This window comes from Bacteroidota bacterium, from assembly GCA_020161395.1.
GTDB lineage: Bacteria > Bacteroidota > Ignavibacteria > Ignavibacteriales > Ignavibacteriaceae > UTCHB3.
This window is the reverse complement of sequence record JAIUOE010000005.1, coordinates 349,858-364,389: the sequence shown is the minus strand read 5'-3', so window position 1 is coordinate 364,389 and position 14,532 is coordinate 349,858. Positions and strand designations below refer to the sequence as shown.

Here is a 14,532-nt window from a genome sequence, read left to right as displayed (position 1 = left end):
ATTCAGGATTTGATAACCGGTCTCTTAAGGATCAGGCAGACCGGAAATCTCTTTAAAGCAACCACAATGCTCTTAATGAACATTGACACGGAAAACATGGCTACATACAAACAGGAAATCCTGAATGCCGGGAACAACAAGATGAACGGAGCCGGGGATAACAGTGAACTGGTTATGACGATCTACAACAATCTTCTTGAGGAGAAGTACAACCCCGGCGGAGTGATAGATACAGCCGGCAAAGTGGCACCACTGCTTGCATACCTGAACGGGAACCATCCCGGATCGGAATACACGAAGATGGCAAACCTGCTGTTCAGTGAACTGCCGGAGGGTAACCCTGCAAACAAACCCATGGGGAAACAACACCCCGGAGGCAGCAAGCCGGAGACGGTGGTTTACGAGTACAACCTGTACAACAACTACCCCAACCCTTTTAACCCTGAAACAGTGATAAAATTCTCACTTAAGGAGAAGAGCAGTATAACGCTGATGGTTTACAGCATCACGGGCCAGAAGGTGGTGGAACTTGCGTCGGGCGAGATGGAAAAGGGTCTGTATGAGAAGAGATTCAATGGAACCAAATTCTCATCCGGAGTTTACATTTTCCGCCTTGAAGCCCAATCGCTTGAGAGCAAGACAACTTATTCCAAAACGATGAAAGCTTTGCTGCTTAAATAGGGCTGAGGAATGAAGGTTGATTGCTGAAAAGCCCGCACCAGAATGTTAAATCATTAAGGCTGCCTCGAGAGGGGCAGCCTTTTTTTGCTTTATCTGAAAATAACGACTGTAATATTTATGTTTAAAGGTCAGTTTCGGAACCATAAAGATTAAAAGCAAATAGACCACAGGTGCAAGTTTGCTTTAAAAATATTAACTTGCTAAATTAGATTTTTTAAATTTATCCGGCTCTCAACCAAATGATCACTAAAAAAGAGATAGCGAAAAACTGGCTTCCCAGGTACACAGGCACACCGATTGAGAAGTTTGGGAAATATTTTTTGCTGACCAATTTTCACAATTATGTGGAGGCGTTTGCACAAAAGTTTAATTGTGAAATTGAGGGAATCGGAAAGCCGATGCAAACCGCCACAAACAGCGACGGGTTGACGATCATAAATTTTGGTATCGGCTCGGCGAATGCAGCCACTGTGATGGATTTGCTAAGTGCTGTCGAACCTTCCGGAGTCCTCTTTTTGGGGAAGTGTGGAGGATTAAAAAGATCGACTGAACTGGGGCATTTTATTCTTCCGATTGCTGCAATCAGGGGAGAGGGAACGAGCAATGATTATGCACTTCCTGAGGTGCCGGCACTTCCTTCCTTTAAGCTTCACAAATTTGTTTCTCAGAAAATTGTAGAACGGGATCTGGAATACAGAACCGGCGTTATCTACACCACCAACAGGAGGCTTTGGGAGTGGGATGAAGAGTTTAAGGAATATCTTCAGGAGATAAATGCCATTGCAATTGATATGGAGACTGCCACCCTTTTTACGGTTGGTTTTGTGAACCAGATTCCAAGGGGTGCCCTGCTTTTGGTCTCGGATACACCGATGTTGCCTGAGGGAATTAAGACTGAAGAGTCGGACAAGGAAGTTACGAGAAAGTTTGCTGCATTGCATTTGGAACTCGGGATAGAAGCGATGACGGATCTTGGAATAAAAGGGGAGCAGATTAAGCATTTTACATATCAATAAACGGCTGAAAATGAGAAACTTCCTGCAGGACAGTCGACAGAAAGTTTATTGGGTCTCCCAATTATCAGGATGGGGCGGTTACTCCCTCCTGAATCTGCTGATTGTACTTTCAGCCCGCGCTGACGGAAATATTTCCGAATCCACCGACAGGTTCCTTTATCTCATAATTCCGACTCTGACAATATCGGGAGTTCTGTTTACACATATCTACAGAGAGATAATCAGGATATATGGCTGGGCGGACCTTGAACCAAGAGCTCTTGCCCCCAGAGTTTTTCTTGGTTCCATAACGGTGGCGATACTCATTTTCCTGTTGGTAGCGGCAATATTTCTTCTTGCAGGGGAAACAATCCGGGACATTTTTACACTTCCCAACATCTTGATAAACTGGATCAATCTCTCGATAATAGTGCTGCTTTGGTCCATTCTCTATTTTGCGATTCATTTTTTCGAGAATTTCCAGAAAGTTGAAATCGAGCGATTGATATGGGAAGCAGCCGTGAAGGATTTTGAGTTGAAGGCTTTGAAATCGCAGTTGAACCCCCACTTCATGTTCAATGCGATGAACGGAATAAGGGCTTTGATAGAGGAGGACCCTGAAAAAGCCAAAAAATCGATTACACAGCTTTCGAACATTTTTCGATATTCTCTTAATATAGAGAGGAGCGAGACGGTTCCCCTCGAAGATGAAATCCGTACCGTTAACGACTACCTTTCGCTTGAGCAGGTAAGATATGAAGAGAGATTGAGATTCTCGATAGAGGTTGATCCCTCTGTCAATTTTGTTGAGATACCACCGATGATGGTACAAACGCTGGTGGAGAACGGCATAAAGCACGGGGTATCAAAACTTCCCAAAGGCGGGGAAGTACAAATCAGGGCTTACAAAGAAAAAGATGATCTTGTTTTAATTATTTTAAATTCCGGTTCACTTGACGATAAATTGATGGCAGACTCGAAAGGTTTCGGGCTGGCAAATACAAAGAACCGCCTTTCGATCCTCTATGGTGAGAAGGCTTCGTTCAATATATCGGAACAGGACGGAAAAGTAAGAGCAGAAATAAAAATCCCAACCGGAGGAATAGAAAATGAAAGCTATTATCGTTGATGACGAGCGTTTAGCGAGAAATGAGTTAAGGCGGCTTCTTTCAGAACATCCAGAAGTGGAGATTCTCGATGAGGCTGCGAATGTGGATGAGGCAGTCGAAAAAATAAAGGCTCACGACCCTGATGTTATTTTTCTTGACATTCAGATGCCGGGGAAGACCGGATTTGATCTTTTGGAAGAACTTGACAGGTCGCCCCGGGTGATTTTCACTACTGCCTATGATGAATATGCAATTAAGGCTTTTGAATTTAACGCTCTCGATTATCTTCTTAAACCGATAGATCCGGCAAGACTGACCGAGGCATTGAAGAAGATAAAGCTCGAGAAAAAAGAGGATGAAGAACTTGAGCTCCGATATGCAAGCAAGCAGTTGAAAGCCGAAGATCAGGTTTTTGTAAAAGACGGTGACAGATGCTGGTTTGTGAAACTTGAAGAAGTCAGACTTTTCGAGTCGGAAGGCAATTATGTAAGATTGTTTTTCAGGGATCAAAAACCATTAATACTTAAAACCCTCAATTATCTTGATGAGAGACTGGACAGCCGCACATTTTTCCGGGCAAACAGGAAGCATATCATCAATCTTAAATATATCGAGAACATAGAGCCGTGGCTCAACGGCGGTCTGCTTGTGAAGATGAAAGACGGCAAGAAGGTTGAAGTTTCGAGAAGGCAGTCGATTAAATTTAAAGAGATGCTTTCACTGTAACCGCACCTCATTCCTTTGAATGTAAAATATTAAAGGGCACACATAAGAATCAATGATTTATTATGTGTGCCCTTTGTTTGTTTAAGACCGTTTAGTTTGGGAGCACTCGGAAGAGCGTTCTCGGTCCGTAGCCTCTTATTTCGGGATAATACATCAATCCGGCGTACACGGGAGCAGAGGAGTAGTATCCCGGAACCTGTGCCCTGATTATGTAAGTAAATTCCATATCCTGAGGTGCGTATGTAACAAACCAGGTTATTTTCGAATCACGAATTTCCTTGTCGGCATAGAACCAGTTCCAGTAGCCGGGCCAGTAGCCTGTGTATGATGACTCACCTTCGATATTGTAGAGGTTGTCATCTTTCACCACTTCGAAGCCGGCGGGGAACATATCCTCAACCATCATGTACTGATCGTCACTTCTGTTGGTTTTTACTTTCACTTTAACAAGAAGAAGGTCGCCTGACTTAACTTTTTCGGGGTTCGACTTCTTATAAATGATGCTGTTTCCAGCCCTTGTTTCAGTCAGTTTGAAAACTTCTTTTGTGATGGTGAAATTTTGTTCTTTCACAAAAGAGATATCAGGGTAATAGAGCTCGATATCGGCACCGGCATAAAGAGTACCTTTTCCTTTTTTTACTATCCTTATGGTGTTCTTTCCGTGGACAAATGGGAATGCAGCAAAGTTCAATTTGATATTGGCATCCTCGGGAGCCAGTCTGTCCTTCTCGAATGAGGTTTTTCTGACCTGTTTCCCGTTTATGAATACTTCAGCAGAAAAGTCGGGTTCAAGCTCATTTGTCATTTTCAGATAGTCAGTCAGGGCGAAAACAACTGTCGCTGTCTGCTGGGTCGAATGCCAGCCTTTTCCTTTTTGTTCCCTGATCAGTGTTCTTACCGCTTTGATGATTGCAGGTGAGTTCGGATCGACTGCGAGCAGAAGTTTTAGAGCAAAAGCTGTGGACTGCACTTTATCCTGCTGCCATGAGTAATATTTATCCCTTCCCCACGAGATGAAGTTCTGATCTTCCTGAGCGGACTTCATCAATCTCTGGAGGACTGCTGATGCTGTTTTCTTGTCACCTGTGGTGTTGTAAGTCAGTCCGAGAATTGCAGTAGCATAGGGGTTCAGGGAGTCGGCAAGCAGCTCGTCGATCAACTTGTTGAAGACAGGATTCTTTTTGGCAGACGGTTCGCATTCAGAATAAACCCATGCAATGTAGGCTGCGGTAACCCTGTCCACATTTTTTTCCTGCAGAAGTCCGGTCAATGCATTGAAACCTGCTTTGTAGCTGTTTTGATCGACTTTGTAACCAAGTTTCTGAGCCATGTTGAATCCATACATTACATAAGCTGTCATATAAGGATTAACAGGATCATTTTTCCACCAGCCCCAGCCGCCCTGTGGATTCTGGAAATCGTAAAGCCTTGCGAGTCCTTTATCAATAACATCCGGAAGTTTTTCCAGTGTTGAAGAGCTGATCGGGACATTTAATTGCTTCAGAGTGCCTGCGGTTATGAGAGCAGGGAGAAATCTGCTCATCGTTTGCTCTACACAGCCATATGGATAATCCACGAGTCCATCAAGAGAATGGAGAAGTGAAGTAGCCAAAGTGGGACTTAGGGCAAGAGACAGATTCACCGTTTTGAGGTTTACACCCTGAGGGATATTAAACTCGACGGTCTTTTCATTGTCGCTGGTCTGTAAAATGGAATTGAGGTAATTGACTGCCTTGATTCCAATGGGGATGACAGGTACCGTGATTTTCACGGCATCAGATTCCTGGTCTGAGATAGCTTCGAAATATATTTCGCTGGTGTAATTAACAAAAGGTATTACTGTTTTTATTTCGACAGTTGCAAGTCCCTTTGTTGGAATTGGTGCTTCAAACGAATTGGCAGATTTCTTCGACGCAACCACCCCTTTTACCTCAAACGAAAGGGGAGTAAGATTTGTAAAATTGAATTTAAATTTTGTTTTTGCTTCAGAACTTTGATAATTGTGAATATTGGCGATTATGGTTGTCGTGTCCCCTTCCTTAAAGAACCGGGGCGTTTCGAGCCGGATCATGAGGTCTTTGGCTGCAAAGACATTGTTGATGGCGTCGCCTGTGAATGTGTTTTTGGTAATAACCTTAACTGTGGATCTCCAAGAAGTAAGATTGTCGGGAAGTTTGAAGGAAATTTCGGCTTCACCACTTCCGTCGGTAATTACTGCGGGATTCCAGTAAGGTGCATCACTGAAGTTTTCCCTGACCACCACTTCCTTTTCACCGTCTCTTGTGGATGGAGGAGAGGGAGACGATTTTTCTTCGATTGCGGCACCATCGGCTGACATGGTTTTATTTACCATTCCGCCTCCGAGGTAACCTGAAAAATAAAACTCCATCTCTTCTTTGTAGGGATCAAGATAAATCTCTTCAGAGGTGCTTTTACCTTTGGCAAGCACCACTTTTTTAACCGGATATACGACATTGACCAAAGAGAGACAAATATCGTATTCTCCTTCGGGCAGATTCGTAAAACGGGTGAAGTTTATTCCATCCACTCCCCCTTTCCGTATAATGGAACCATTGGTTATGAGTATCTCGATTGTTTTATCTTCCAGACTTTCCTTATCTGCTGTCTTGAATTTAACTTCAAGTGAAGAAGTTCCTGAACCTGGTTTTGCAGGATCTTCGGCTGAATATTTAGTGTCAAGGAGAGAGACCGGTCTGCTGACAGACTGACCGTATTTTCCTTCAAGTGAGTTTGTGGTCTGAGTGTAGTAGTATTCGTCTTTATAAAAAGACTCATAAAGAGAAGGTGTGTTGTCTGCTTTGATCGCATAAATGGCTTCATCCACCGAACCAAAAGACAATTGTGCGTTTTTAACGGGTCTGCCGTTGTTGTCAGTAACCTTCACCAGGTATTCAGCCTCTTCGCCCGGTTTGTACTTCGATTTTGAAGGGTTGATCTTCACATCAAGTTTAGCCTCTTCGTTTATGACACCGACCTTTTTAAAAGCGTAAACGAAGGTGGAGTTGAAAGCTCCGGAGAATGAGATATTAAAGCTCGGATAGTATTTTTTGTCGGCGATGAATGAATATTCACCATAACCATTGACGATTTTTATCGCTTCGGCTTTAATAATTGAATTTTGCTCTATTGTGATAACTCCAGCCTGTGGTTTCCCCGGAAGGAAGACCATTGCTTTAACGGTATCACCTGCAATATAGGTTTCCTTGTCGGTGACGATTTTGGCTTCCTGTCTTTCGCCATACCAGTACCAGCCACTTCCCGAGAAGCAATAGAAAGAGGTTTCATCGAGTGTGGATCTTCCGTTTGAGCCTCTTCCGTAGACCATGACGGTATAGTAACCCTCCGATTGCGGAGTGTAATTAATGAAAGAAAGACCTTTGTCGTTGGTTTTTACTTCTGTTTTGTAGACTGTCTCTGTCAGTGGCTTATTTTCGATGTAAGTGGTTTTGTTTATGACGACTGACAATTCCTTCGAAACAGGAGTGAGGTCAAAGTTATAAGAATTGGCGGTTATCGACACTTCTGATCCCGGTTTTACAAAATACCGGCTCGAACCTGCAGTCACAATAAAATCAGTAACCGAGGCAGTGACCGAAGAAGACCCTTTGATTTCGCGTAGTGACTGGTCTGTAACATTGGCTTCAAATGAGTAAGTATAACTTGCCACTGAATCATTTATGGAATTGAAGGAGAAGGCGAATGATCCGTCGCTGTTTAAAGTACCGGTAATTTCCTTCAGATATTCGTAATTTCCATAATCATAAGGATACCATGCCTTATAGTACCAGGCATACTCACTTCCAAGCCACCATGGCACACGGTAAGGTTTTCTCATAACTCTTATTTTTACAGTTGCACCTGCAACAGGTTGCCCGAAATAGTAATCTGCCTGAACTTTCCCTTTTATCTCCTCACCATTAAAGAAGGACGATTTCTCAGTATTAACGGCTACACGGAATTCAGGTTTTTTGTATTCCTCAATTGAAAAGGAAGAGTAGAAGTAGTTCTCACCATATTGGGCATTAATGTAATATGTACCCGGTTTGAACGATGCATTGGTTTTGAAAGAGGAATAGAAGGATCCGAAATCGTCGAGAAGAAGTTCCTCTTTCAATACTTCAGTGCCTGCCGGATCGGTTATTTTAACAGAAACCTTTTCTTTTGAAGGTACACCCATCTCACCGTCTTCACGGTAACGGATGATACCTTTATAATTAATCACTGCACCGGGGCGATAGACGGGTTGATTGGTGTAAATTGATGAGAAATATCTTTTGCCTTCACCCTGTCCGAAAAAGATGTAGGGATCGGAATAAACGAGTTCACCTTCAACTTTAGAAATTATGAGGCTGCTGGCGTTCTCTTTCGCTGAAACTCCTTTCAGATCCATCATTGAAAGACCGTCTTTACCGGGGGTAACAGATGCAATCTTGCTGCCGCCTGCATAAAGAGTAGTGGCTTCGGGAATAAGGATTTCACCTGTTTCAGCGTTCGTTGTAAATGCAAGAAGGTTGTTCTCTCCTTTTTTTACAATCATCATTTTTGCCGAGACATAGACCGGAAGGTAGGCAACTTTGCCTGAATTGAATGCTTTAATAATATATATGCCGGGTTTATCGAACACACCTGCCGAAACCGTGGTGGCATCGTAATAATAACTTCCGCTCGGAGTCACTATCTTGCTGAATTCCCTCACTTTGTCCATGAACTTGAGGTAGGTGCCATCTTTCATCCAGATGTCAAATCTGCCGTAAGCTCTCGTTGCGAGATATTCACTGATGAATTCATATTCTTTTGAGACTGTGTAGACAGTGAATTGAAAATTCTCATCCTCGGTGTTGTTCACAATCTGAAAATTGACTGTGTCACCGGGTTTGAATTGCCCATTTGCAGCGAGTCTGAACATGGCAGGCTGTTCCTTCGAGTCCTGTATTTTGAAACCCGCAAATGCAGCGGCTGCCATCAAAAGAGCAGCAAAAATTGAAAAAAATCTTTTTCCGGACATTTTATTCTCTCGTTTTTATTTTTTTATACTCATTAACTGACAGATTTGTGCCCGAAAGATAGCTAAAAAATTTGAGATTGTCAGAATAAGGTAATAAAAGAATCAGGAGAGAAAAAATTATGATGAAGACTCTAACCTGTTATAATAAAAAAGTTTAAGTGTCTGATTAAGTTTGGGGACAACGAAACCGACTTTAAGACCAAATTGTTCGATTATTCGGGAACCTCATAAATGAGCCAAAAAATGTGATTTTTCATTGAAGAGGGGAAACGGCTTCAGATACATTTGCATCATAAAAATAAAATGTTCTTAAAAATAATGAGGTTATACTTGAGCAAAGTGCTTAAATCATTCTTGTTTGTGTTGCTCTTGATATTAACCGGTTTTAGTGTTGAAAATCCGAAAGCAAAAGCTGAAGAATCTTCCCTTTCGAAAATCCCTGCAAAATCTGCAGAGCTTGTCAGGAAATATTCTTCAATTCTTGAATTCTCGAATCCTAAAGACGCGAAAGTTACCTGGTACGGGCCCGGCTTCCATGGAAGGATGACCGCAAGCGGTGCAGTATTTGATCAGGAGAAATTTACTGCAGCACACAGAACGCTCCCATTTGGTACCATATTGAGGGTAACAAACAAAGCAAACGGCAAGTCCGTTATAATTACAGTTACAGACAGAGGTCCCGGACATTACAGTCTCGAGCTTGATCTCTCAAAAGGAGCAGCCAGGGCATTGGACATGATAGATGCAGGCGTAGCCAATGTGACTATAGAAACAGTTAAGGTAAATGGATTCAACACTCCGGTATTATCTACGATTTAGCAAACAAGCTAATAAAAACCCGTCTCGTAAAAAAGGCGGGTTTTTTTATTTTAAACATTCATAATTTTGACAGCAACAATTTCAGACTTTAAGAAGTCAAAGAAAAAGAACGGTCAAACAATAAAAGATTCGGAGAAAGATAATGAAATATTCACTTGTTGTGATATTGCTTTTGGCAGCGGTTGTAATTACCGGGTGCAAAGCAAAAAAAGAAGAGGGGTCCCCCTTAAAGGACAGCACAAAGACAGAAGACACAGTTAAGGAGAGGGATACCCTTTCGCTGAACGATCTGCTCGACTCAAATAAAGTGAAAGAAGAAAAAGAGAAACTGAAGAAGCAGTTTGATCAGAAGAAGAAGCAGCTTGATGAGAAAATGGATGAAGTACAAAAAGAGCTGGACAAGATAGGGAAGTAGTGCTCACAAAATTTAACAGGAAGAAGGGAGTTTACCGGTTGAGTTCCGGTGTGGTCACTTCTTCCTGAAAAATGATATTTGGTTAGTTGCCCGCCATCAGGAGAGCGATAGCCGAAGTATTAACGATGTCTTCGACGCTGCAACCGCGGCTGAGATCGAAGAAGGGGAGTTTCAGACCCTGAACTACAGGTCCGACAGCTTCTGCTTTTCCGAGTCTTTGTGCTATTTTGTAACCAATATTACCCGCCTGTAAATCGGGGAAGATCAGAACATTTGCTCTTCCTGCCACTTCACTGCCCGGAGCTTTTTTCTTGCCGATACCTTCAACAATAGCGGCATCGAACTGGAGTTCTCCATCAACCTTCAGATCAGGTCTTTTCGCTTTTACGATTGAAGTGGCTTCAAGAACCTTGTCAATAAGTTTATGTTTTGCACTTCCTTTGGTTGAGAAGGAGAGCATGGCTATGTAAGGTTCTTCACCCGTCAGGATTTTATGGTTGTCAGCAGTTGAGATGGCGATATCCGCGAGCTGGGCAGCATCAGGATCGGGAACCACTGCGCAGTCACCAAAAGAGTATGTAATCTCGGGGTAAACCATAAGGAAGAAACTTGAGACAATTGAGATACCCTCTTTTGTACCGATGCAAAGGATACCTGCACGCATTACATCACCGGTGGAAGCCGTTGAACCGGCTACGCTTGCCTGAGCCATACCTTCCCGTGTCATCATTGCACCAAAGAATATATCTCTTTTCATCGTTTCGCGTGCTTCTTCGATGGTCACTCCTTTGTGTTTACGAAGATTGTAGAAGATGTTGGTGAAGTCGCTGAGTTTTTCCGATTTTTCCTGATCGATTATCCTGACACCTGTAAGATTTACACCAAGTGCAGCGGCTGAGGTTCTTATCTTCTCTTCGTTGCCGAGTGTAATTACATTTCCGATACCTTCGCGGGTGATGATTTCAGCAGCCTTAAGGACTCTCTCGTCATGCGATTCCGGCAGGACGATTGTACGCTTTTTACGGGCAGCGTTTTCCCTGATTTTTACTAATAATTCGAGTTCACTCATTTTTCATTCCAAATAAAATAATTTAAAGACAACTTAAAATTAACGAATTGTGAAGAATCATTCATTATCGCATCGGAACAGTTTCCCAAAAATCCGGGATAATTCACAGGTATGAGATTATTTTTTGTTATTCACAGATTTTTTCGCAAATTTAAAGCTGTGAAAATTAAAAATATGCGACTAAAACGGGTGGAAAAGTATTGCAATTGTCGCTTAAAGTCAAGGAATTGTAAAAAGATGTCACAGCTATTGCGCAACGATTTCAAGCATCGTATTTTTCCACTGTAGTTTTTTGACATTCTTCAAAAAGCAAAATTTTACAAAAAATCAAACACTTAATTCTTAACCAAACTCATTGGAGTAAATAAATGAAAATCGTGAAATTCGGTCTCGTTCTCTTGTTACCAGTAATGTTCGTTCTTACAGGATGTGGAAAAAAGAAAGAAGCTGCACCAGCTACTGATTCAGTAAAAGTTGAAGCTCCAGCACCAACAGTTGACACAACTGCTAAAGCTGACACCACTGTAAAAGCTGACACCACCAAAAAAGAAGAAACAAAGAAAAAATAATCTCTCAGGAGAATATTTCTTGTAATCTTTTTGATGATTATAAGTCTGATAAAAGCGGGTTCATCCCGCTTTTATCATTTTAAACTGTTTTAATCCCTTCTCCCTCTCTCAACTTTTCCAAAATCCAAAAAACAATTGATTAATTGCCGGGAAAATTCTAATTTAGCGGACTTATTTATTATGATTAGAAAAAACTTAGAATATTTAAGAGAACTGATTGCCAACAAATGTCTTGCAACAGGCAGGGAGGCAGATTCAGTTACTCTGGTTGCAGTAAGCAAATTATTTGGAACAGACCGGATTCGCGAGGCGATTTCAGCCGGTCAGATCCATTTCGGGGAGAATTACGCCCAGGAATTCAGGGACAAATATGCTGAACTTTCTTCAGAAAATATTGTCTGGCACTATATTGGTACACTTCAAACCAACAAAGTGAAGTATGTTGCAGGGAACGCTGAATACATCCATTCGGTTGATTCATTGAAACTTCTCACCGAAATTCAGAAGCAGGCAGAGAAAAAAGGAGTGGTTCAGAAGATATTTCTTGAATTCAAGTCGTCTTTTGAAGCGACCAAATCGGGAAGTGAGGCTGAGGGAATTTTTTCGCTTGCTGAAGCGGCATCGCGGATGGATAACATTTCGGTTACGGGTCTGATGACCATGGCTCCTTTTGTTGATGACATTACCATAATAAGGGATGCCTTTGTGAGAACAAGGGTGCTTCGTGATGAACTGATCAGGTCGGGTTACACATCTTTGAAAGAGCTCTCGATGGGGATGACAGGGGATTACAATGTAGCAATTGAAGAAGGAACGACTTTTTTAAGAATTGGCACAGCCATTTTTGGTGAAAGAAATTAGAATGAAATTATCACCCGTAAACATCAAACGGCAGGAGTTTTCGAAAGAAATAAGAGGCTACAACACAAAGGAAGTAACAGACTTTCTTGAGAAAGTAGCCGATGAGGTGGAATCTGCCATCAAAGAGAATGAGACTCTCCGGAGAACAATAGATCATCTTAATCTCGATGTGGAGAGATACAAAACCATAGAAGACAGTTTGCAGAAGGCTTTGATTGCTGCCCAGGAATCTTCCGGAACGGCACTTCAAAAAGCGCATGAAGAGGCTGCGGAGATAGTGAGACATGCTGAGCTGGAGGCAGAGAAGCTGTTGGCGGATTCTCAGCAAAAAGCGATCGAACTGCAACAGCATATTGCCGGACTGGAAGAAAGAAGGGCTTATATACTCGCAAGACTCTCTGCAATAATAGAGACACAGGAATCTGTGATTGGAGAAACAACACCGGTTCCGCCGGCTGATAATGCGGCGGATAAAGTCGAAACAGTTGAAGAAGCCGGCTTTATTGACCATCTCCCTGTCAGGGAAGAGATTGAACAGCCGGAGAAGCAGGGAAATAATACTGCAGTTTCTGAGGAAGAAAAACGAAAAAAACTGTCGGAGCTTTTCTTTACGGGAAGTTCGGATAAAATTGATATAAATAATATTGTGGAAGACTAAAATGACAAATCTGTTGGAAAAAGTAAAAGAAGCCGTTGAATTTATCAGAACAAAAACAACCGGGAACTATGAATTTGGTATAATTATGGGAACCGGTCTGGGAGGTGTGGCGAGAGAAATTGAAATAGAGTTCACACTTGATTATGAAGATATCCCCAATTTCCCACTTCCTACTGTTGATTCGCACAAAGGAAGACTTATTTTTGGTACCATATTTGGGAAGAAAGTTGTTGCGATGCAGGGGAGGGTTCATTACTACGAAGGTTACACGATGCAGCAGATCACGCTGCCGGTGAGGGTAATGAAATTCCTGGGTGTGCACACTCTGTTTGTTTCGAATGCCTGCGGCGGTATGCATCCCAATTACAGGAGAGGCGACCTGATGATCATGGTTGACCACATCAATCTTCTGGGAGACAATCCATTGATCGGGAAAAACTTCACCGAGTTTGGACCAAGATTCCCTGACATGAGCGAGCCATATTCCCGTGAGTTGATAGCTTTGGCTGAAGATGTTGCGCTTGATAACAAAATTAAACTTCATAAGGGAGTTTATGTTGCTGTATCGGGATCAAATCTTGAGACGAGAGCCGAGTACAGATTTTTACGGGCTATAGGTGCTGATGTGGTTGGAATGTCAACCGTTCCCGAGAATATAGTCGCGAATCATATGGGAATGAGAGTTTTGGGAATGAGTATTGTGACAGATGAGTGTTTCCCTGAATCCCTCAGACCGGTTACACTTCAGGAGATGCTCGACGCGGCAGCAGTCGCAGAGCCGAGAGTGACCAAAATATTTACAGAGGTAATTAGAAGAATAAAATGACAACACGAAAATTTGTCGGAACAGTCGGCTTTATTCTCTCGGTTGCAGTTGCTGCAAGTTCGGCATACTTCCTTGACGGGGTTTTCAAAGTTGATTCTGTATATTACTCAAGAGTATTCGTTTTGCTGATAGCCTCATTTGTTGCGGGATGGTTGATTGGAGAGGGGTTCGACAGAAGGACTTCTTTTCTTTTCGCTTTGACCGGGATGCTGTTGGGGATACTCGGGGCAATAAGCCACGAGATGTTCTTCACTGTCAGGAAAACCACTGACACGGAAACCTTCAGATATCTTGTAAATGCAGCAATAAACGGGGTGATTGTCTCGTCATTTGTGCTATTCGGAAGAAACAGCAGTACACTCCGTCTCGCCGGTTCCGAAACGGAAGCAGATGAAGAGCCTGCAGGTGAAAAGACGCCAACTCTTAAGTTTAGTGTTAAAGAGGAGATCGCTGAGGAGCGGGTTGAGGAAGAAACCGTGGAGACTTTTGAATCCGAGGGAGAATCTCCGGTAGTGGAATACAAGCCCGTTGAATCAGGGTCACAAGAAATTTCGCATGAAGATTCAGAAAAAGACCCTATATTTGGAGCTACATTTTTTGAAAAAAATGCAGACCTTATTATTGAATCGGCGAAGCTTGAAGCGGAGAAAATCAGGTTTAACGCCGAACAGGAAGTGCTGAAGAAACAGCAGGAAAAAGAAAAACTTGAAAACGAAATAAAAATGCTGATTTATACCGAAAAGAATTTACTTGAGCAGTATAAAAAGCAGTCGTAATA

General features: G+C 42.4%; 13 protein-coding genes. 11 read left to right on the top strand and 2 right to left on the bottom strand.

The annotated features are described in order from the left end of the window. The 4 genes from LCH52_10835 to LCH52_10820 form a co-directional block, all read left to right on the top strand. Positions 1 to 681, top strand: a 681-nt coding sequence (locus LCH52_10835; protein MCA0388974.1) for a T9SS type A sorting domain-containing protein, incomplete at its 5' end; no start/stop codon positions are given. Positions 682 to 920: 239 nt separating this feature from the next. Next, positions 921 to 1,697 carry an AMP nucleosidase gene (locus LCH52_10830; GenBank protein MCA0388973.1) on the top strand — a complete coding sequence of 259 codons (777 nt, stop codon included), beginning with the start codon at positions 921 to 923 and terminating at the stop codon, positions 1,695 to 1,697. Between the two features lie 10 nt (positions 1,698 to 1,707). Then, complete coding sequence (locus LCH52_10825; GenBank protein ID MCA0388972.1) at positions 1,708 to 2,805, top strand: histidine kinase; 1,098 nt, start codon at positions 1,708 to 1,710, stop codon at positions 2,803 to 2,805. Beyond that, entirely contained in the window at positions 2,786 to 3,511 is a 726-nt protein-coding gene (locus tag LCH52_10820) for a response regulator (protein MCA0388971.1), read from the top strand. Before LCH52_10825 ends, LCH52_10820 begins: the two co-directional genes overlap by 20 nt. 91 nt (positions 3,512 to 3,602) lie before the next feature. Here the strand turns inward: LCH52_10820 and LCH52_10815 are convergent, their stop codons facing one another. Continuing rightward, positions 3,603 to 8,537, bottom strand: coding sequence for a hypothetical protein (locus LCH52_10815; GenBank protein ID MCA0388970.1), 4,935 nt, complete (start codon positions 8,535 to 8,537; stop codon positions 3,603 to 3,605). Between the two features lie 339 nt (positions 8,538 to 8,876). Here LCH52_10815 and LCH52_10810 point away from each other — a divergent pair, with 339 nt between their 5' ends. Beyond that, positions 8,877 to 9,356, top strand: a complete 480-nt coding sequence (locus tag LCH52_10810) for a septal ring lytic transglycosylase RlpA family protein (protein ID MCA0388969.1) — start codon at positions 8,877 to 8,879, stop codon at positions 9,354 to 9,356. Positions 9,357 to 9,498: 142 nt separating this feature from the next. Beyond that, positions 9,499 to 9,771: a hypothetical protein gene (locus LCH52_10805; protein ID MCA0388968.1), complete on the top strand. Its 273-nt coding sequence runs from the start codon at positions 9,499 to 9,501 to the stop codon at positions 9,769 to 9,771. An 82-nt stretch (positions 9,772 to 9,853) separates the two neighbouring features. On the opposite strand, the gene pta is transcribed toward LCH52_10805, so the two are convergent. Continuing rightward, complete coding sequence (gene pta, locus LCH52_10800; GenBank protein ID MCA0388967.1) at positions 9,854 to 10,840, bottom strand: phosphate acetyltransferase; 987 nt, start codon at positions 10,838 to 10,840, stop codon at positions 9,854 to 9,856. A 368-nt stretch (positions 10,841 to 11,208) separates the two neighbouring features. Between pta and LCH52_10795 the strand changes: the two genes are divergently transcribed. From LCH52_10795 to LCH52_10775, 5 genes are all read left to right on the top strand, one after another. Then, positions 11,209 to 11,409, top strand: a complete 201-nt coding sequence (locus tag LCH52_10795) for a hypothetical protein (protein ID MCA0388966.1) — start codon at positions 11,209 to 11,211, stop codon at positions 11,407 to 11,409. A gap of 180 nt (positions 11,410 to 11,589) precedes the next feature. Next, a complete protein-coding gene (locus tag LCH52_10790; GenBank protein ID MCA0388965.1) occupies positions 11,590 to 12,270 on the top strand; it encodes a YggS family pyridoxal phosphate-dependent enzyme in 681 nt (226 codons plus the stop codon). Between the two features lies 1 nt (position 12,271). Beyond that, positions 12,272 to 12,928, top strand: coding sequence for a DivIVA domain-containing protein (locus LCH52_10785; GenBank protein MCA0388964.1), 657 nt, complete (start codon positions 12,272 to 12,274; stop codon positions 12,926 to 12,928). A 1-nt stretch (position 12,929) separates the two neighbouring features. Continuing rightward, positions 12,930 to 13,754 (top strand): purine-nucleoside phosphorylase, encoded by an 825-nt coding sequence (locus LCH52_10780; protein MCA0388963.1) that lies wholly within the window; start codon positions 12,930 to 12,932, stop codon positions 13,752 to 13,754. After that, positions 13,751 to 14,530, top strand: coding sequence for a hypothetical protein (locus LCH52_10775; GenBank protein ID MCA0388962.1), 780 nt, complete (start codon positions 13,751 to 13,753; stop codon positions 14,528 to 14,530). The genes LCH52_10780 and LCH52_10775 overlap by 4 nt, the downstream gene beginning before the upstream one ends. The last annotated feature ends 2 nt before the right edge of the window (positions 14,531 to 14,532 follow it).